Below are 18,160 nucleotides of genomic sequence, written 5' to 3' on the forward strand. Positions count from 1 at the left end.
AAAAATAATCTTTTGATAAAAAGCTAATTTAGCAAAAGAGCTATTGTAATTTAATGGTTTGTTATTTTTATATTTATTAAAAAATGTTAGAATTGCAAAGTTTTTAAGGAGAGAGAATGAAAGTGTTATTGTTACAAGATGTTAAAGGGTTAGGAAAAAAAGGCGAGATTTGCGAAGTAAAAGATGGCTATGGAAAGAATTATCTTATAGCAAAAAAAATGGCAGATTTTGCTACAAATACAGTAATTAATCGTTATAGGTCTGCACAAAAGAAAGCTTTAGAGATTGCCGCAGAAGAGAAAGCGTTAGTGGAAATGACCGCAAAAAAGATTGCAGAAATTACTTTAAAGATAAGTCAAAAGGTTGGTGCTAATGGCTCTCTTTATGGAGCAATTACTAAAGAGGATATTGCACAATCTTTGTTAGAAAATCACCACTTAAATATTGATAAAAAAACCTTAGAATTGAAAAATCCTATTAAATCTACAGGGGTTTATGAAGTTGAAGTTAAATTAGGGCAGGGCATTTGTGCTGTTTTAAAAGTGGATGTTGAGGGGATATAATGTTTAAAGCTACAACGATACTTGCATATAGGAATGAAAAGGGTGCAGTCATTGGTGGAGATGGGCAGGTAACATTTGGAAACTGCGTCTTAAAGGGAAATGCTACAAAGATTCGCTCCCTTTATCATAATAAAATTTTAAGTGGTTTTGCAGGTAGCACCGCTGATGCTTTTAGTCTTTTTGATATGTTTGAGGGGATTTTAGAAAACAAAAAAGGGGATTTATTAAAATCCGTAATAGATTTTTCTAAAGCCTGGCGTAAAGATAAATATTTAAGACGATTAGAGGCTATGATGATTGTTCTTAATAAGGAGCATATTTTTATCTTAAGTGGGACAGGAGATGTTGTAGAGCCAGAAGATGGTAGAATTGCAGCTATTGGAAGTGGAGGAAATTATGCACTTTGTGCTGCTAGAGCTTTAGATAAATTTGGTAATCCCTTAGAACCTAAAGATTTGGTTTTGGAATCTTTAAAAATTGCAGGTGAGCTTTGTATTTATACCAATGAAAATATCAAAATTTTAGAACTCTAAAGGGGATATTGTGGAAAAATTTGCAAATTTAACACCTAAAGAGATTGTTGCTTATTTAGATGAATATATTATCGGACAAAATGAAGCTAAAAAGGTCGTTGCTATAGCACTTAGGAATCGCTATAGGAGATTAAAACTTCCTAAAGAGATACAAGATGAGATTATGCCAAAGAATATTTTGATGATGGGTTCTACAGGTGTTGGAAAGACGGAGATTGCTAGACGAATGGCAAAGATTATGGGATTGCCTTTTATCAAAGTTGAAGCAAGTAAATATACAGAAGTAGGATTTGTAGGGAGAGATGTTGAATCTATGGTTAGGGATTTGGTGATTGCCTCTATTAATCTTGTTAAAGAGGAGTATCGCTTAAAAAATGCCGAGGATATAGAAAAATATGTTTTAGATAAAATCGTTCAAAAGCTTATTCCGCCTTTGCCAAAGGGTGCAAGTGAGCAAAAGATAGAGGAATATGAAAAAGCTGCTTCAAAGATGAAAATGCGTGTTGAAAAGGGAGAGATGGATTCTTTAAAAATCGAAATTGAAACCCCTAAACGCTCTTTAGAAATAGATGATAGCAACATGCCAGCAGAGTTTATTAAGGTGCAAGAGACAATAGCCAAAGTATTTGTTACTTCAAAAGAAAATCCCAGAAAAGAAGTTACTATTAAAGAAGCTAAAGAGATTTTAAAAATTGAAGCTAATGAAGCACTTTTGGATATGGAGAGTATCAAACAAGAAGGTTTAAAGAGGGCAGAGAGTAGTGGGATTATTTTTATTGATGAAATTGATAAGGTTGCGGTAAGTTCTAAATCCCAAGGCAGACAGGACCCTAGTAAAGAAGGGGTGCAAAGGGATTTGTTGCCTATTGTAGAGGGAAGTGTGGTAAATACAAAATATGGGAGCATTAAAACAGACCATATTTTATTTATCGCAGCGGGTGCTTTTAGCCTTAGTAAGCCTAGTGATTTAATTGCAGAATTGCAAGGAAGATTCCCTCTAAGGGTGGAGCTTGATAGTCTTGATGAAGAGGCTTTATATAAGATATTAACACAGACTAAAAATTCTATTTTACGTCAATATGAAGCACTCTTAGGGGTAGAGGAAGTTACTTTAAAGTTTGATGAGGAAGCCATTAGGGCATTAGCGTATTATTCCCAAAAAGCTAATGAAAAAACAGAGGATATTGGGGCAAGACGTTTGCATACAGTCGTAGAGCAGGTGTTAGAGGATATTAGCTTTGAAGCGGAGAAATACCAAGGTGAGGTGGTTAGTATTACCAAAGAATTGGTTAAAGAAAAGTTAGAAGAAATTGTTGCGAATGTTGATATGGCACGATATATTTTATAATATAGGAATAAATTGGATACTAAAGCAGGATTTATAGCGGTTATTGGACGTCCAAATGCTGGTAAAAGCACTTTTTTAAACACTCTCTTAGGGGAAAAATTAGCTTTAGTTTCACATAAGGTAAATGCTACAAGAAAAAGAATGAATCTAGTTTTTACTAAAGATGATGTGCAAATGATTTTTGTGGATACACCCGGGATAGATAAACAAAAAAAAATGCTTAATGCCTTTATGTTAAAAGAAGCTATGAAGGCTATGCAAGATTGTGATTTCTTGCTTTTTTTATCTCCTATTCACGATAAGATTAATTTTTATCAAGAGTTTTTAGAAAATATTGAGGATAAACCGCATATGCTATTATTAACCAAAGTTGATACAGCCTCTAAAGAAGAGATTCTAAAAAAAATAAAAGCTTATGAGAAGTATCAAGATTTCTATAAAGCACTTATCCCTATATCCTCTAAAGATAATGGAAGCTTAAAAAAGGTTATAGAGGTATTAGCTACATTTATGCCCAAAAATCCCTTTTATTATGATGATGCAATTCTAAGCCCTAATACTACAAGGGAAATTGTAAAGGAAATGATTAGGGAATCTTGTTTTAATAATTTAAGTGATGAATTACCTTATGAGAGTGATGTGATAGTGAGGACTTATCAAGAAAAGCTCAATATTGATTATATTAAGGCAGAAATTATTGTGTTAAAGCAGAGTCAAAAAGGTGTAGTCATTGGCAAGAATGCAACAACCCTTAAACGCATAGGAAAAGAAGCAAGAGGAACTATTGAAAAGTTTTTGAATAAGAAAATTTATTTAGAACTTATTGTAAAGGTGGTGCCAAATTGGAATAAACAAAAAGATAAACTTAAAAAAATTGGTTATAACTTTGAATATTGAAATGGAGATATTATGAGAATTATTTTGTTAGTTTTATTTGTAACATTTGTAGGTTATGCAAATCCCTATGAATGGATTGATATTTATCGCAATGGTGGCGTGAAAGCTTTAGAGAAAAAGATTGATGAAACTTTAAAAACCAAAGAATACTGGCAGGAAATTTTAAAGCAAAAAGATACCCGTTTTGGGTATTATGAGAATTTAAAATATTTATTTCTTGCCACTAAAGAAATACCTATATTAAAGCTCTATGAATTTGAAAATAATAAATGGCAAGAAAGATTAAAGGCTAATAGTTTAGTGGGTTCTAAAAAAGGTGATAAGTTAAAGGAAGGGGATTTAGCAACCCCTATTGGAGTTTATACCCTAAATGCTCGCTTAACGAATTTAGACCAATATTATGGACCTCTAGCTCTAACTACTTCTTATCCTAATCTTTATGACAAGCTACAAATGCGAACTGGTTATGGGATTTGGATACACGGAATGCCCTTAGATGGTAATAGAGAAAATTTAAATACAAGAGGATGTATTGCTATTGAAAATGATTTGTTAGTGGATGTGGATAAAATGATAGATTATAGAAAGTCTCTTTTAATCACTTTTGAGAATCAAATCAAAGAAGTCTCTAAAGAGGATTTAGCAACTATCTTAGCGGATTTATTTAGTTGGAGAGAATCTTGGATGAATAATGATGCTGAAGCTTATCTTTCTTTTTATGACGAGGAATTTATACGTTATGATAGACAAAAATATAAAGAATTTGCAGAAACTAAACGGAGAATTTTTAAGAAAAATGAAAGTAAAAGGATAGAGTTTAGCCAAATTAATATTTCCCCTTATCCCAATGATGAAGATAGGAATCTTTTTAGGATTAGTTATCGCCAAGATTATAAAGCGTATTTGGGTGGTCGTTTAAATTATTCCTCTAATGGAGCTAAAGAGCTTTATATTGAGTTAAAAAATGGAAAAATGCAGATTCTAGCAGAACAATAATGCTCTAAGGATATAATTTGCCCGCATTAGTGCGATATAGCGATGAGAGATTGTATTTTTTTGTTGATTGCTTAATTCCCCAAGAGTCTTTTCAAACCCTTGAGGGATAAACATAGGATCATACCCAAAGCCATTGCTTCCTTTGGGTGTTGCTATAACCTTTCCATACATAAATCCATGAACACTAAAATCCCCATAAAAACTGCTAATACCAATAGCAGCACAATAATAAGCTTGAGAAGTTTTTGTCGGTAGATTAGCAACTTCTAATAAGAGTTTTTTTAAATTGGCTTTATCGTCTCCACCGCTATATCTTGCACTATAAATTCCCGGAGTCCCTTGCAAAGCTTCTACACAAATTCCGCTATCATCTGAAAGGATAATGTCTTTTTGGGATAAAAGATTTTTTGTTTTTAGGGTTTGAAATATTGCTTTTGATTTAAGTAGAGCATTCTCTTGAAAAGTTGTGCCATTTTCTTGTATTTCAAAAGGTTTCACTAAAGAACTAAAAGCCATAATTTGAAGACTATCTTTATAAAGAGGTGTATAAATTTCTTGGATTTCTTGTAATTTGTTTGGGTTAGAAGTCGCTATAATTAATCGCATTTTATTCCTTGTTTATGGTATTTTAGATAAAATCCTAGCTTTTATTAGTATTTTAACAAAGTTGGTGAATTTTATGGTAAAGCAATCTTTATTAAAGCAGACAATCCCTTTAGGATTAATTATAGGATTCCGTTTTTTTGGATTATTTGTTGTTATGCCCCTTTTAGCCCTTTATACTTTGTCTTTAGAGGGGGTAACCCCAATTTTAATAGGAGTTGTTGTAGGTGGTTATGCGCTTACACAAGTGTTATTTCAAGTTCCATTTGGGATTCTTAGTGATAAAATTGGACGCAAAAGTGTGATTTTTATAGGGCTTTTAATCTTTGCTTGCGGCTCTTTTATTTGTGCAGTTAGTGATGATATTTTTATACTGGTTATAGGGAGATTATTGCAAGGTGCTGGTGCCATTGGAGGTGTTGTTAGTGCGATGATTGCAGATTTGGTAAAAGAGGAGAGTAGGACAAAGGCTATGGCATTAATGGGGGGATTATTTCTTTAAGCTTTAGTGCAGCATTAATCCTGGGACCTCTTTTAGGGGCAGCCTTTGGTGTTAAAACTTTGTTTGGAATTACCTCTATTTTAGCAATATTGGGTATAGCTATTTTAGTGTTGTTTGTGCCAAATGCTCCCAAAATAACCTATAGCTTTAATGCAAATGATTATAAAACTAGCCATATTTTAAAAAATAGAAATCTTCAAATTATGAATCTTACAAATTTTTTGCAAAAAGGTTTTATGACTCTAGCTTTTTTAATTATCCCTATTGCTCTTGTTAAAGCATTTGGTATGTCTAAAGATGAGCTTTATCAAATCTATATCCCTGCTGCTATTTTAGGGTTTTTAGCTATGGGACCAGCGGCTATTTTAGCAGAAAAAAAGGGCAAGTTTAAGAGTGTGCTAATCTTTGGTATTTTGTTATTTGTTTTAGCGTATTTTTTGATGTTGAGTTCTAATAAATGGGTTTTTATTGTAGGGATTTTAATATTTTTTATTGGTTTTTCTATGCACGAACCTATTATGCAAAGTCTTGCTAGTCGTTATTGTAAAGCACACCAAAAAGGAAGTGCTTTGGGGGTTTTTACTTCTTTTGGGTATTTGGGTTCTTTTGTAGGAGCACTTGTTGGGGCACATTTGTATGAATTTTTTGGAATGCTCTCTATTAGCATTTTTGTTGCGATAGTTTCTTTATTGTGGATTTTATCTTTTGTTTTTTTAGCTAACCCAACCTCCCAAAAGATGCTTTATTTACCTTTAAGAGAGGTTAAAGCATTAGAATCTTTAGCTGCACTTAAAGGGGTATTGGAATGGTATGTGAATGAGTGCGAATGTGTAGTTATTATTAAATATGATAAGCATTTAATATTAGAAGAAGAGATTGTGGCATTTATAAAGGCTGCAAATATAAGATAAGTTTTGCTACCATAGCTCTTAGGGTTTGATTGGAAGTAAAGATGAGGGATAAAGATTGGTTGATGTCAGAGTAGGGATTTTAGTTGTGAAATTAAGTTTTACCTTAAAGAGGAATTGTAGGATAAGAGTGTTTTAAGTGAGAAAGTAATGGATAAAATCAAAGAAAATATTGAAATTAGTAAAAAAATCCTGAAAATTACAGGAAGCACTAATGCGAAATTTAATCTTATCAAAGAGGGTGATAAAGTCCTATTGGGGCTTAGTGGGGGGAAAGATTCTATACTTTTAGCGACCCTTTTAGCGAGATTGAAGCAATATGCGCCTTTTGATTTTGCATTTAAAGCTTTGACGGTAGATTATGGTAGGGGTGGTGAATATGAATATATTTTTGAATATTGTGAGAAATTGGGAATCCCTTATGAGCTTTATCGAACAGATATTTATAAAATCTTAGAGGAGAATAAAAGAGAGGGGACTATCTATTGCAGCTTTTGCTCTCGTATGCGTAGAGGAGCTTTGTATTCTAAAGCCATAGAGGGAGGGTTTAACAAAATAGCCTTAGCCCATCATTTAGATGATGCTGCAGAGAGTTTTATGATGAATCTTAGTTATAATGGTGCTTTGCGTTCTATGCCACCTATTTATAAAGCAGAGAATGGCTTATATGTAATAAGACCTTTGATTTTTCTGCGAGAGAGACAGATTATTGATTTTATTGCAAAAAATAATATTTATATCGCCTCTGATTGTAATTGTCCTATTATGTGGCAGAGTGATGATAAAAAGCCTTATGCTAGAGAGAGGACAAAACAAATGCTAAAAGAGATGGAATCCCTTAATCCTGACTTTTTTACTTCTTTGAAAGTTGCTTTAGGGAATGTGCATTTAAAAAGTCTTTTTGATGAGAAGTATTTAGAAAGACAAGATAATTAGTGGGTTCTGAATATTGGAAATGTTTGGGGAATAATATGGATAGAAAAAAAATAGTTTATATAATAATGGATTTTAAAGAAGAAATAAAAAGAGTTACAAATTTTATTTCATTGTTAAGCAAACTTTAGAGAATAAAAACTTTGATAATCTATACTCGAGGGATTTTATTTATAAATTCTAAGATTCTTGCCCTCACTGCTTAAGATTGTTTTTGATAGGATAGGAAAGTATAAGTCTATGGATTTAATAAAGGCTTGTTTCTAGACCTTATGGATTTTTTATAAAAAGCTTTTTTGTTTGTGAAATTTAGGTTTTAATATATGGTTTATATTTATAGATAAGGATTAGGTATAAATATAAAGAAGCCTCAATTAAGATACCTATTTGATAAATAAAGTGAGTCATTTATTGAGAGTGTAAGAGTAATAAAGCGTAAGGATAAAGGCATTTGAATATAGTTATGAAGTTTTTTAGGCTTAAGAATTATCCTACAACTTATAAAAAAGGAGTTAATGGTTTCTTTGCTTTTGTTATTAGAGATTGTTTTGTTTAGCTTAAAAACAAGCAAGCAAACAAGGAACTTTGTTAATAAAGCTAGAATCTTACACTCGTTTGTGAGTTTTTAAGGTTTTTAGGGCTTAAGTCTTTAATACTTTTTAAGATTTTTTGAAATTTAGATTCTTAGTTTTTATTTATTAGGCAGAGTTTAGATGTAAGCATAAAAGGGATTATTATAGTGGTTGGAGGAATTTTTATTTTTATAGATTAATCTAGGGATTGATAGTAATATAAGGATAGTTTATTTTCCTATCAAAATATGGGAGTTTGGTTTGAGGTGTTATGAATTACAAATTCATAACAATATCTCTTGTATCCCGTGCTATCATTAATTCTTCATTAGTGGGGATAACACAAACTTTAACTTTAGAATCAGGAGTAGATACAATCCCTTCTTTACCTACGGTTTCTAAGTTTGCTTTCCCATCAAGCTTAATGCCTAAAAATTGTAAATGGGAGATAATCATTCCACGGATAAATTTCGCATTTTCTCCTACTCCTGCACAAAAGGAAATGGCATCTACGGTAGTTAATGCGGCTGTATAAGAACCAATATATTTTGCAACGCGGTAAGCAAAGGTTGCCCTAGCAAATTTTGCCTTTTCATTACCCGCTTCTTCTGCTGCTAATAAATCCCTAAAATCGCTAGATAGTCCAGAGATACCAAGCACTCCGGATTTTTTATTAAGGATATTCATCATCTCTTTAGTGCTTATATTTTCTTTTTGGCAAATATAATCAACAATAGCAGGATCTAAATCTCCACTTCTTGTTCCCATAATTAGCCCCTCTAGTGGCGTTAATCCCATACTTGTATCAATGCTTTTGCCATTTTCAATCGCACAGATACTAGAGCCATTGCCTAAATGGCAAGTGATGATTCTAGAGTTTTCTAAAGGGATATTTAGAAATTGTGCGGTTCTTTTAGAAACATAGCTATGACTTGTCCCATGAAAGCCATAGCGACGAATTTTATATTTTTCATAATATTCAGAAGGGATACCATACATAAAAGCTTTGGGAGGCATAGTTTGATGAAAAGCGGTATCAAATACTGCTACCATAGGAGTATTTGGCATTAGGTGCTGACAGGCTCTAATCCCAGATAGGTTTGCAGGATTATGCAAAGGTGCTAAATCTATACATTCTTCCATTTGTGTGATAACTTTATCATTAATAAGGGTTGATTTTGTGAAATATTCCCCTCCATGCACGGTTCTATGTCCTACGGCTTTAATTTCATCTAAGGAATTGATAACGCCAATTTGGGGGTCAATTAAAGTGTCTAAAACGATCTTAATGGCAACCTCATGGTCTTTCATATCGACTTTTTTAGAGAGTTTTTCTCCATTGGCTGATTTATAGCTAAACTCTCCCTCACTAATACCTATTCTATCACACATTCCAGAAGCTAAAACAGCCTCTGTATCAGCATTAATAATTTGGTATTTAAGGGAAGAGCTCCCACAATTAATAACTAAAATATCCATTTTTTCTCCTTTATTTTTGTTTGTCGGTAAATTTGTAACTTTTAATATATAGGTTTATCCTTTATTTTGTTGAGCTTGTAGAGCAGTCAGTGCAACAACTGCTACAATATCATCACTACAACAACCTCGAGATAAATCATTAACAGGTGCTGCTAGACCTTGTGTAATAGGTCCATAAGCTTCCGCATTACCTAGTCTTTGGGTGAGTTTGTATCCGATATTTCCAGAATCTAAGTCAGGGAATATTAAAACATTCGCTTCTCCTGCGATTTTGCTATGAGGTGCTTTTGATTTACCAATGCTTGGGACAATAGCAGCATCAAGTTGAAATTCACCATCTAATGCAATTTCTGGTGCTAGAGATTGTGCGATTTTTGTAGCTTCTATGACTTTATCAACATCGGGGTGTTTAGCACTTCCTTTGGTAGAGTGCGAAAGCATTGCTACAATAGGTTCTTTACCAACAAAGGTTTGGAAGTTTTTTGCAGAATCAATAGCGATACAGGCAAGCTCTTGTGCATTTGGGTTTTGCACCAATGCACAATCAGAAAATAAGAGGATACCATCTTCTCCATAATCGCGATTTGGAACTAACATTAAAAAGAAACTTGAAACAATTTTAGAATCTTTTTTTGTCCCTAAAATTTGTAAAGAAGCACGTAAAACATCCGCAGTAGAATTAATAGCTCCTGCAACCATTCCATCTGCTTTTTGTGTTTTAACTAAAGCTACCCCAAAATAAAGTGGATTTTCTAAGAGTAGAACCCTTGCAGATTTTTCACTAAGCCCTTTATGTTTTCGTAATTCTACAAAAAGTTCTACATAACTATCTAATTCGTCGCAGTATTGTGGCTCAATGAAAATTGCATTATCTAATTTTAAATGAGGGGCAGAGTTTTTTATGGTGTCTTTATTGCCAACTAAAATAAGGTTAGCAATTTTTTCTTCTAAAATCTTATGTGCTGCTTCTAGTGTTCTTATATCCGTTGTTTCTGGTAAGACTATGGTTTGCAGATTGCTTTTTGCCTTTTGTTTGATAGTGTTGAGAAAACCCATAACAAATCCTTATTTATATATTTAATTTGGTTGTAATATTGTAAAGTAAAAATTCTAAACATAACTAGCTAATGAGTAAAAAATATGCGATTTTATTTGGAATGTGTAAAATTTTCCCTTAAAACTTTTTGCTAGATTCAACCTTGGGTTAATTATTATGTATAAGATTATGTATAAATTTGTAACAAAATTCCTGCATAAAAGCTAAGTAATTCGTAATAAAAAAATCCCTAACACTTTTTTCACACAATTTTTATAAAGCGATAGAATCCGTTGTAATATTTTATATTATTAATGTTTTATAAGGGTTGATTAAAAGAAAATTCATTAGTAAAATCTGTGTTTTCTAATCTTTCTTCAGTTGATTTTCATTAATATTTCTAAGTAAGCCCAATAGATGTTTCCCTAATTTGTGTCGATGAATATTAGGCTTTCTTAAAATCTTCTCCTAATAAGAGAAAAGTCTATTAACTAGGAAAATTTTTCATTATTTAGAAAATAATGCTTTTTAAAACATCTTTTTTCCTTGTGTTATAAAGAATTGTTGCTTAATTTTTGCAATACTAATTCCTAATAGCACTTAAAAAATTCCCATTTTAGAGAAATAAGTGATAGATTTGAAGTTATCTTTGATGAATAAGATGAGGAATATTCTGTAAAATTTTAGTAAGTGTTACTTATTTTAATAGTTATGAGATATTTTTTGCTACAAAACTTGCTATATCTACAAGTCTCATTGAATACCCCCATTCATTATCATACCACGCTACGACTTTAAGTTGATTCTTATTAACAACTGCTGTGCAATCTGGAATTAAAATCGCACTATAAGGAGAGCCTATAAAATCACTAGAAACACGTTTATCTTCATCGACTAAGATAAGATTTTGCATTGTGGTTTTTGATGCTTTTAAAAAAGTTTCATTAATAATCTCTTTAGTAACTTCTTTTTCTACAATACAGGTTAAATCTACAATACTAACATCAGGAGTTGGTACACGGATAGCAAAGCCATTAAGCTTACCTTGTAGTTCTGGCATAACAAGCCCAATGGCTTTTGCTGCACCTGTTGAGGTTGGAATCATATTTAATCCCGCAGCTCTTGCACGGCGAAGATCTTTGTGTTTAGAATCAAGAAGATTTTGGTCATTAGTGTAACTATGGATAGTAGTCATTAAACCGCTTGTAATAGTAAAGTTTTCGTGTAGAACTTTTGCAATAGGTGCTAGAGCATTTGTCGTGCAGCTTGCATTAGAAATAATGGATTCTTGTTGGTAGGCTGTATGATTTACTCCATATACAAAGGTAGGTGTATCTGTTGCAGGAGCAGAGATAATAACCCTTTGTATCCCTCCATAAAGATGGGCGTTAGCTTTGTGAATATCATTAAAAGCGCCCGTGCATTCTATAACAAGTTTTGCACCATAATTCCCAAAATTTAATGCCTTAATATCTCTTGAGCTAATAATTTGGATATTTTTTTGTTTGCCAATATGGATTTTATCATCAGAGGCTTTTATGACTTCGCTGTTTCTATGCACGGAGTCATATTTGAGTAAATGGATAAGTGTATCAATAGGCATAGTGGTATTGATAGCAACAAGCTCTAAATCTTCTCTTTGTTCTAAAATTTTACAAACACATAAACCAATTCTTCCCGTTCCATTAACTGCTACTCTTAAAGCCATCTATTTCCCCTTATTAAAGCGATTTTCTATACTCATTATGGTAAATAAAATATCCTTTAAAACCAATAAACAAGACAATAAATGAATATTTTCCTTTAAAATGCTTGAAAAAGCCTAAATTTATGTTAGAATACTTGCCTAAAATTTAATTTTCGGAGGTTATTTCGGATGAATAAATCAGAATTTGTAGATTTAGTTAAGAATGTCGGTGAGTATGAGACTAAAAAAGACGCTGAAAAAGCTATTAGTGCTTTCGTAGCTTCTGTTGAAAAGGCTCTTTCAAAAAAAGAGAGTATTGAATTAGTCGGTTTTGGTAAATTTGAAGCAGTTCTCCAAAAAGGTAAAGAAGGCACTGTTCCAGGAACTAATAAAAAATACAAAACAAAAGATAAATTTGTTCCAAAATTTAAAGCTGGAAAAGGTCTTAAAGACGCTGTTGCAGCAGCAAAAAAATAAAAATTCTTCTTTTCCCTTTTTAGGGAATCTTCATTTATAATAATAACGATGTCCTCGTAGCTCAGCTGGATAGAGCACACGATTCCTAATCGTGAGGTCATGCGTTCAAATCGCATCGTGGACACCAAGTTTTATTCTATGGTGTTTTCGATAAAATCTTTGGTTGTTTTTACATTTTTAGTTTCTTTTGCTTAAAGGTTTAATAGTGAGTAAAGTTAGTGTCAGTCTTTTATAGGAGTATTTTAGTTATTTGTAGTGCTTATATTGCTTGGAGTTTTTCTTAAGTGGTATTAGATTTTAAATCTATGGAATGCAGTGTAGTTGTTAAAGGTCTTAGCCAAAGGGAGGTTAAAGCAGATGTAATGATACTTCCTATTGAATTTACCCAAACCCATTTAAATGTTCTTTATCAAAACTTAGATCAAGATTCCAAAAAAAATATGAATTTTTTAAAAAGAATGGTCTTTAAAGGAGAGGATATTAGTCTTTAATCTCTATAAATTATAGATAGATTAGGGAAACTTTATGAGCAAAATAAAAAAGTAACTTATGTTGGAGTAGGTAAGGTATTGTTTTATATTCAAGAAGTAGATTTAGGCAAGAAAACTTTGGGGGGTGTTTTTAAGTTTTGGTAAAGAGGGAATAGTTTAAAAATACAAGAGTATGATTTAGAAATATTTACACTAAGCTTAATGCAATTTAATATCTATGTAAGAGAGGCTGCTATGAAATTTGCTTTTAAAAGCTAATTAGGAAAAATTAAGAAAATCTTTCAAGGGCAATTTGGCATAACTAATCGTGATAAAATGCTCTTTATATTAAAACTAAGGGTGATTTTAACTATTAGATACTATCTTAAGGATTGATTTAATAAGCTTTTAGTAGAAAATTTGTGATAATTATAAAAATTTTTAAGTAGGGTTAAATTTTATGGTTATTAAAGGTGCTATGGTTTGTGATGCTAATGGAGAGCAAAGAGGTGATATTAGGATAAAAGAAGGAAAAATAATTAAGGTAGAGAGGAGCATTCTACCTCAAGCTAATGAAGAAGTTTTAGAGGTTCAAGGTTTGGTGTTAATGCCAAGTGCAATAGATTTAAATGTTCGTGTTCAAGATTCTATTTTTACAAAAGAAAATCTTTTGAAATTATCCGCTAAGGCTTCAGCTGGAGGCATTGGTTTGGCAGTTTTGATGCCAGATTGCAAGCCTCTTTTAAACACAGAGACAGGAATAGAGCTTTTAAATGCTCTAAAGAGTGATTTTAAGGCAAACATTGTAGGTGTTGTAGGCAGTAGAGGAGAAGAATTACAACAGGGTAAATACACTTTAGCTCCTCTATCAATTTTACATAAAAAGGGTGCGGTGGGTATTTATTCTCAATCTAGTGAAGATGGGAATTTATTGCGTAGGGCTTGCGAGTTTGCTTCAATGTTGAATATCCCTATGTTTTTTAATTGCGAAGATTCTTCTTTAAGCGCTAATGGGGTGATGAATGATGGTAAGCTTAGTGCTAGACTTGGACTGCCTTCTATTCCTGCATTAAGTGAAACTAAAGAAGTGGCAATGGTAAGTGAGATTGTTTGCTTTATGCAAGTAAGAGCAATCTTTAATACAATCGCAACAAATAGAAGTATAGAGATTTTGCAAGAAGCTAAAAAACGCAATTCTAGTATTTTTATCCAAACCTCTATCCATCACTTATTATTAACAGAGGATTTGTGTAATAACTATAACACTGCTGCTAAGATAAAACCCCCTTTAAAATCTGAATCCACTAGAATAAAGCTTATTAAAGCTGTGAAAAATTTAGAGATTGATTTAATTACTGCTTTGCAATCAGAAAAGTCCTTAGCACAAAAGGATTTAGCATTTGAAGAAGCTGCTTTTGGCGTGGATATGATTGAATATTTCTTACCGATGTGTTATAGTCTTTTTGTAAAAAGTGAGGGGATGACTTTAAAAGAGATGAGTAAAATTTTATCCCTTAATCCTGCTAGAGCTTTAGGTATGGATTCTCATAAGGGTTTAATTAAAGAAGGGTATGATGCGGATTTATTATTGTTTGATACCAAGCAAACACAAATTATTGATAATCCCAACTCTCCTTTTTGTGATTGGATTTTTAATGGTAAAGTTAAGCAGCTATTTGTAAATGGCAAAGCTGTATAAGGAGTAAAATATGGAAATAAAAATGATAGGAATCTCTGATAAAATTATGGAGTGGTTTATTAACTTTGCCCCTAATTTGGTGAGTGCTAGTTTAATTTTGCTCTTTGGTTATATTTTAGCAAAGCTTCTTTCAAAATATATTGCCAAAGTTTTAAAGAAAATTACAAAAGATGAAACTTTAGGAATCTTTTTTAAAAATGTTATTTTTGTGAGTGTTTTGTTATTGACTATTGTTACGGCTTTAACAAATCTTGGTGTAAAAACAACTTCTATTATCGCAGTTTTAGGGACAGCGGGTTTAGCTATTGCTTTATCTTTAAAAGATTCTTTGACAAATTTAGCTGCGGGTATTTTATTGGTTGTTTTGAGGTTTTTTAGTCGGGGGGATACCATTAGTGTGGGCTCTATTACAGGGAAAGTAGATTCTATTAATCTTTTTGAAACAAGACTTACAACTTTAGATAATCAGATGGTTATTTTGCCTAATTCTTCTATTATCTCTTCTCCTGTTACAAATATTAATGCTAACCAAACAAGGCGTATGGATTTGATTTTTGGGATAGATTATAAGAGTGATATATTACAAGCAAAGCAGGTTTTAGAGGGTATCTTTAAAGAAGATGAGATGGTATTAAATGACCCAGAACCTGTTGTTGGTGTCAATGCACTTAATGCAAGTAGTATTGACTTAGTCGTGCGTTTTTGGGTGAAAAGTGAGGATTATTTTAGGGCTAAGATAATCCTCACCCAAAAAGTTAAGATGGCTTTTGATGAGAAAGGCATTGAAATTCCTTATAATAAACTTGATATTAATATTAATCCTACACAACTTCCTAGTTTTAAAGATGGGCAATAATGAAGTTAATGGGTGCAGATTTTCTTTTAATATGTGATGAAAAATTTGAAATACTTAAAAATGCAGGAATCTTGTTTGATAAGAAGCAGATTTTAGAAATTGGAGAGTATGATAAACTTATAAAAAAATCCCCTCAAAATACACAATATTATAAAGAATGTGTTATAACTCCTGCCCTTTGTAACTTACATATACATTTAGAGTTTAGTCAAAACAAGGGAATTTTAAATTTTGGGAATTTTGGGAATTGGCTAGATAATGTGATTATTCATAGGGAGACCCTTATGGGTGGTGATTTGCAAGAAACTATGCAAAAAGAAATTAAACATTTGTTGCAAAGTGGGGTTGGATTTGTTGGTGCTATAAGTAGCTATGGGTATGATTTAGAGGCTTTAGCTAATAGCCCTTTAAGGGTTTTGTATTTTAATGAAGTTATGGGCTCTAAAGCAGAAATGGTAGATGTTTTATGCCAAAATGCCCTAACGCGTTTAAAGGCATCAAAAGATTTTGCTTCCGAGAAATTCCTTCCTGCATTGGCTATTCATTCCCCTTATTCTGTGCATTCTAAACTTTTTTCTTATATTCTTGCCTTAGCTAAGCAAGAGCATTTACCCCTTAGTATTCATTTTTTAGAATCTTATGAGGAGAGAGAGTGGTTAGAGCATAAAAGGGGTTATTTTAAAGATTTTTTTGAAAAGTTTTTTAATGTGAGAATGCAGCCTTTTTATAGTATTGAGAGTTTTTTAGATTCTCTTAAAGGATTGCAACCTTATTTTGTGCATTGTCTGCAAGCTACAAAAGAGGAGCTACAAAAGATTAAAAACTTAGGGGGATTCTTAATTTCTTGCCCAAAATCTAATCGGTTATTAAATAACACCTTATTGGATTTAAAACTTTGTGAAGAGCTAGGCATAAATCCTATTTTTGCAACCGATGGTAAAAGTTCTAATGATTCTCTCTCTCTTTTAGATGAATTAAGGGTAGCTTTATATGCTTATAAAGAATATGATGTAGAAGAGCTTGCAAAAATACTGCTTTTAGGCGTTACTTATTATGCGGGGAAGAGCTGTAATATGAAGGTAGGGAGTTTGCAAGTGGGCTATAAACCAGATTTTGCAGTGTTTAGGGTAGAAGCAAGAGAACAAATTGCCCTTTCTTTATTGTTACAAGCAAGGACCGCAGAGGCTTTGTATATTGCAGGAGAAGAGATTGATTTAGGGAGTGAAATATGAGCGTATTAAGTATTTTTAGGGAATATGATATTCGGGGTATTTTTGAAAAAGAATTAAATGAAGAAAATGCCATTAAGATTGGTTATTTATTGGGGGTAGAATTACAAAAGCAGGGTGGAAAGAATCTAGGTATTGGCTATGATGCTAGAGTGCATTCTAAACAAATTTTTGATTGGTTTTGTAGTGGAGTAGCTAGAAGTGGTGCTGTCCCTTATGGATTAGGAGAGATTCCAACCCCTGTTGGGTATTTTTCGCTTTTTTGTGATTTTAATGGGTTGGTTTTAGATGGCAATGTGATGATTACAGGTTCGCATAATCCCCCGCAATATAATGGCTTTAAAACAACTTTTTTAAAGAAGCCTTTTTTTGGAGAGGAAATTTATGCCCTAAAGGAGAAGTTTAATGCTCTAAAGCCTTTAGAGTTTATAGCTACAAAACCTAAAGAGTTGAATGTATTAGATAAATATGTAGAATTTTTAGCAAAAGAATTTAAGCATTTAGAGGGCTTTTGTATGCCGCTTTGTATTGATTGTGGAAATGGGATTGCGGGTATTGGGATTAAGAAGATTCTTGATAGATTACAAATTCCTTATGAGGGGCTTTATTTTGAACCTGATGGAAACTTTCCTAATCATCATCCAGACCCAAGCGAAGAAGAAAACTTAAAGGATGTTAAAAAAAGTATTGCTAAAAATGGAGGTATTGGGTTTGCTTTAGATGGTGATGGTGATAGGTTGGCAGTTGTTAGGGGAGAGAGGGTTTATAAAGGTGATGAATTAGCCATTATATTTGCCTATAAGATTCCTAATCCTGTTGTTATTGGGGAAGTGAAATGCTCTTTAAATATGTATGAAAGCATTAATAAGATAGGCAAAGCCATTATGTATAAAACCGGGCATAGTAACTTAAAAGTCAAATTAAAAGAAGCTAATGCTCATATGGCATTTGAAGTAAGTGGGCATATCTTTTTTAATGATAGATATTTTGGGTATGATGATGCTACTTATACGCTTTTGAGAGTTTTAGAGCTTTTAAAAGAGGAGGGGATGGAGTTTGATAGGGTTCTTGCTAGTCTCCCTAAGCTTTATGCAACTGATGAGATAAAAATACCAGCTTCTGATGAGGAGAAATTTCTACTTATGGATAAACTTAAAGAATCACTTAAAAATCCCCCTAAAGACTTTCCTGAAATAATAGATATTGTTACTATTGATGGTATTCGCGTGATTTTTAAAGAAGGGTGGGGGTTAATTCGGGCTAGTAATACTACTCCTATGCTTGTAACGCGTTTTGAAGCAAAAAGTCCTACACTCAAAGAGGTTTATCAACAAAAATTGCTAGAATTATTAGAAATAATTAAAGGATAAGT

16 protein-coding genes, 1 tRNA gene and 1 pseudogene are annotated in these 18,160 nt (G+C 32.5%); 14 read left to right on the forward strand and 4 right to left on the reverse strand.

Features of this window, described 5'->3' with window-relative positions:
* The first annotated feature begins 116 nt into the window (after nt 1–116).
* Genes rplI through CDV25_RS00975 form a run of 5 tightly spaced genes read left to right on the forward strand, consistent with a single transcriptional unit; the run spans nt 117 to nt 4,337 of the window.
* Nucleotides 117–563, forward strand: a complete 447-nt coding sequence (rplI, locus tag CDV25_RS00955) for a 50S ribosomal protein L9 (protein ID WP_108910379.1) — start codon at nt 117–119, stop codon at nt 561–563.
* Nucleotides 563–1,096, forward strand: a complete 534-nt coding sequence (gene hslV / locus CDV25_RS00960; protein ID WP_034552549.1) for an ATP-dependent protease subunit HslV — start codon at nt 563–565, stop codon at nt 1,094–1,096. The genes rplI and hslV overlap by 1 nt, the downstream gene beginning before the upstream one ends.
* Before the next feature lie 7 nt (nt 1,097–1,103).
* Nucleotides 1,104–2,444: an ATP-dependent protease ATPase subunit HslU gene (gene hslU / locus CDV25_RS00965; RefSeq protein ID WP_432805898.1), complete on the forward strand. Its 1,341-nt coding sequence runs from the start codon at nt 1,104–1,106 to the stop codon at nt 2,442–2,444.
* A 12-nt stretch (nt 2,445–2,456) separates the two neighbouring features.
* Nucleotides 2,457–3,341 (forward strand): GTPase Era, encoded by an 885-nt coding sequence (gene era / locus CDV25_RS00970; protein WP_108910381.1) that lies wholly within the window; start codon nt 2,457–2,459, stop codon nt 3,339–3,341.
* Between the two features lie 12 nt (nt 3,342–3,353).
* On the forward strand, nt 3,354–4,337 hold the full coding sequence (locus CDV25_RS00975) for a L,D-transpeptidase family protein (RefSeq protein ID WP_108910382.1): 984 nt from the start codon (nt 3,354–3,356) through the stop codon (nt 4,335–4,337).
* Here CDV25_RS00975 and rdgB read toward each other — a convergent pair.
* On the reverse strand, nt 4,323–4,943 hold the full coding sequence (rdgB, locus tag CDV25_RS00980; protein WP_108910383.1) for an RdgB/HAM1 family non-canonical purine NTP pyrophosphatase: 621 nt from the start codon (nt 4,941–4,943) through the stop codon (nt 4,323–4,325). The genes CDV25_RS00975 and rdgB overlap by 15 nt on opposite strands.
* A 73-nt stretch (nt 4,944–5,016) precedes the next feature.
* Here rdgB and CDV25_RS00985 point away from each other — a divergent pair.
* Nucleotides 5,017–6,353, forward strand: a pseudogene (locus tag CDV25_RS00985) (MFS transporter).
* A 147-nt stretch (nt 6,354–6,500) separates the two neighbouring features.
* Nucleotides 6,501–7,286 (forward strand): tRNA 2-thiocytidine biosynthesis TtcA family protein, encoded by a 786-nt coding sequence (locus CDV25_RS00990; RefSeq protein ID WP_239056375.1) that lies wholly within the window; start codon nt 6,501–6,503, stop codon nt 7,284–7,286.
* A gap of 845 nt (nt 7,287–8,131) precedes the next feature.
* On the opposite strand, the gene CDV25_RS00995 is transcribed toward CDV25_RS00990, so the two are convergent.
* From CDV25_RS00995 to gap, 3 genes are all read right to left on the reverse strand, one after another.
* Complete coding sequence (locus CDV25_RS00995) at nt 8,132–9,334, reverse strand: acetate/propionate family kinase (protein WP_108910384.1); 1,203 nt, start codon at nt 9,332–9,334, stop codon at nt 8,132–8,134.
* A 54-nt stretch (nt 9,335–9,388) separates the two neighbouring features.
* Nucleotides 9,389–10,390, reverse strand: coding sequence for a phosphate acetyltransferase (gene pta, locus CDV25_RS01000; protein ID WP_108910385.1), 1,002 nt, complete (start codon nt 10,388–10,390; stop codon nt 9,389–9,391).
* Nucleotides 10,391–11,079: 689 nt separating this feature from the next.
* A complete protein-coding gene (gene gap, locus CDV25_RS01005; protein ID WP_108910386.1) occupies nt 11,080–12,078 on the reverse strand; it encodes a type I glyceraldehyde-3-phosphate dehydrogenase in 999 nt (332 codons plus the stop codon).
* 168 nt (nt 12,079–12,246) lie between these two features.
* On the opposite strand from gap, the gene CDV25_RS01010 reads away from it, so the two are divergent.
* From CDV25_RS01010 to CDV25_RS01040, 7 genes are all read left to right on the forward strand, one after another.
* Nucleotides 12,247–12,534 (forward strand): HU family DNA-binding protein, encoded by a 288-nt coding sequence (locus tag CDV25_RS01010; protein WP_108910387.1) that lies wholly within the window; start codon nt 12,247–12,249, stop codon nt 12,532–12,534.
* Between the two features lie 50 nt (nt 12,535–12,584).
* Nucleotides 12,585–12,661: transfer RNA gene (locus CDV25_RS01015), tRNA-Arg, on the forward strand.
* Nucleotides 12,662–12,818: 157 nt separating this feature from the next.
* Complete coding sequence (locus CDV25_RS01020; protein ID WP_108910388.1) at nt 12,819–13,025, forward strand: hypothetical protein; 207 nt, start codon at nt 12,819–12,821, stop codon at nt 13,023–13,025.
* Nucleotides 13,026–13,464: 439 nt separating this feature from the next.
* Nucleotides 13,465–14,703, forward strand: a complete 1,239-nt coding sequence (locus CDV25_RS01025) for an amidohydrolase family protein (protein ID WP_108910389.1) — start codon at nt 13,465–13,467, stop codon at nt 14,701–14,703.
* Between the two features lie 10 nt (nt 14,704–14,713).
* On the forward strand, nt 14,714–15,559 hold the full coding sequence (locus CDV25_RS01030; protein WP_108910390.1) for a mechanosensitive ion channel family protein: 846 nt from the start codon (nt 14,714–14,716) through the stop codon (nt 15,557–15,559).
* Nucleotides 15,559–16,791, forward strand: coding sequence for an aminofutalosine deaminase family hydrolase (gene mqnF / locus CDV25_RS01035; RefSeq protein WP_108910391.1), 1,233 nt, complete (start codon nt 15,559–15,561; stop codon nt 16,789–16,791). Before CDV25_RS01030 ends, mqnF begins: the two co-directional genes overlap by 1 nt.
* Nucleotides 16,788–18,158, forward strand: coding sequence for a phosphomannomutase/phosphoglucomutase (locus CDV25_RS01040; protein WP_108910392.1), 1,371 nt, complete (start codon nt 16,788–16,790; stop codon nt 18,156–18,158). Before mqnF ends, CDV25_RS01040 begins: the two co-directional genes overlap by 4 nt.
* The last annotated feature ends 2 nt before the right edge of the window (nt 18,159–18,160 follow it).

Origin of the sequence: Helicobacter apodemus, assembly GCF_003097575.1 — a bacterium.
GTDB lineage: Bacteria > Campylobacterota > Campylobacteria > Campylobacterales > Helicobacteraceae > Helicobacter_D > Helicobacter_D apodemus.

Coding starts and splice junctions, on each gene's coding strand:
- CDV25_RS01010 (WP_108910387.1), top strand. CDS start 12,247: ATGAATAAATCAGAATTTGTAGATTTAGTTAAGAATGTCGGTGAGTAT.
- rdgB (WP_108910383.1), bottom strand. CDS start 4,943: ATGCGATTAATTATAGCGACTTCTAACCCAAACAAATTACAAGAAATC.
- gap (WP_108910386.1), bottom strand. CDS start 12,078: ATGGCTTTAAGAGTAGCAGTTAATGGAACGGGAAGAATTGGTTTATGT.
- CDV25_RS00975 (WP_108910382.1), top strand. CDS start 3,354: ATGAGAATTATTTTGTTAGTTTTATTTGTAACATTTGTAGGTTATGCA.
- CDV25_RS01040 (WP_108910392.1), top strand. CDS start 16,788: ATGAGCGTATTAAGTATTTTTAGGGAATATGATATTCGGGGTATTTTT.
- pta (WP_108910385.1), bottom strand. CDS start 10,390: ATGGGTTTTCTCAACACTATCAAACAAAAGGCAAAAAGCAATCTGCAA.
- CDV25_RS01025 (WP_108910389.1), top strand. CDS start 13,465: ATGGTTATTAAAGGTGCTATGGTTTGTGATGCTAATGGAGAGCAAAGA.
- CDV25_RS00990 (WP_239056375.1), top strand. CDS start 6,501: ATGGATAAAATCAAAGAAAATATTGAAATTAGTAAAAAAATCCTGAAA.
- hslV (WP_034552549.1), top strand. CDS start 563: ATGTTTAAAGCTACAACGATACTTGCATATAGGAATGAAAAGGGTGCA.
- rplI (WP_108910379.1), top strand. CDS start 117: ATGAAAGTGTTATTGTTACAAGATGTTAAAGGGTTAGGAAAAAAAGGC.
- CDV25_RS00995 (WP_108910384.1), bottom strand. CDS start 9,334: ATGGATATTTTAGTTATTAATTGTGGGAGCTCTTCCCTTAAATACCAA.
- mqnF (WP_108910391.1), top strand. CDS start 15,559: ATGAAGTTAATGGGTGCAGATTTTCTTTTAATATGTGATGAAAAATTT.
- CDV25_RS01030 (WP_108910390.1), top strand. CDS start 14,714: ATGGAAATAAAAATGATAGGAATCTCTGATAAAATTATGGAGTGGTTT.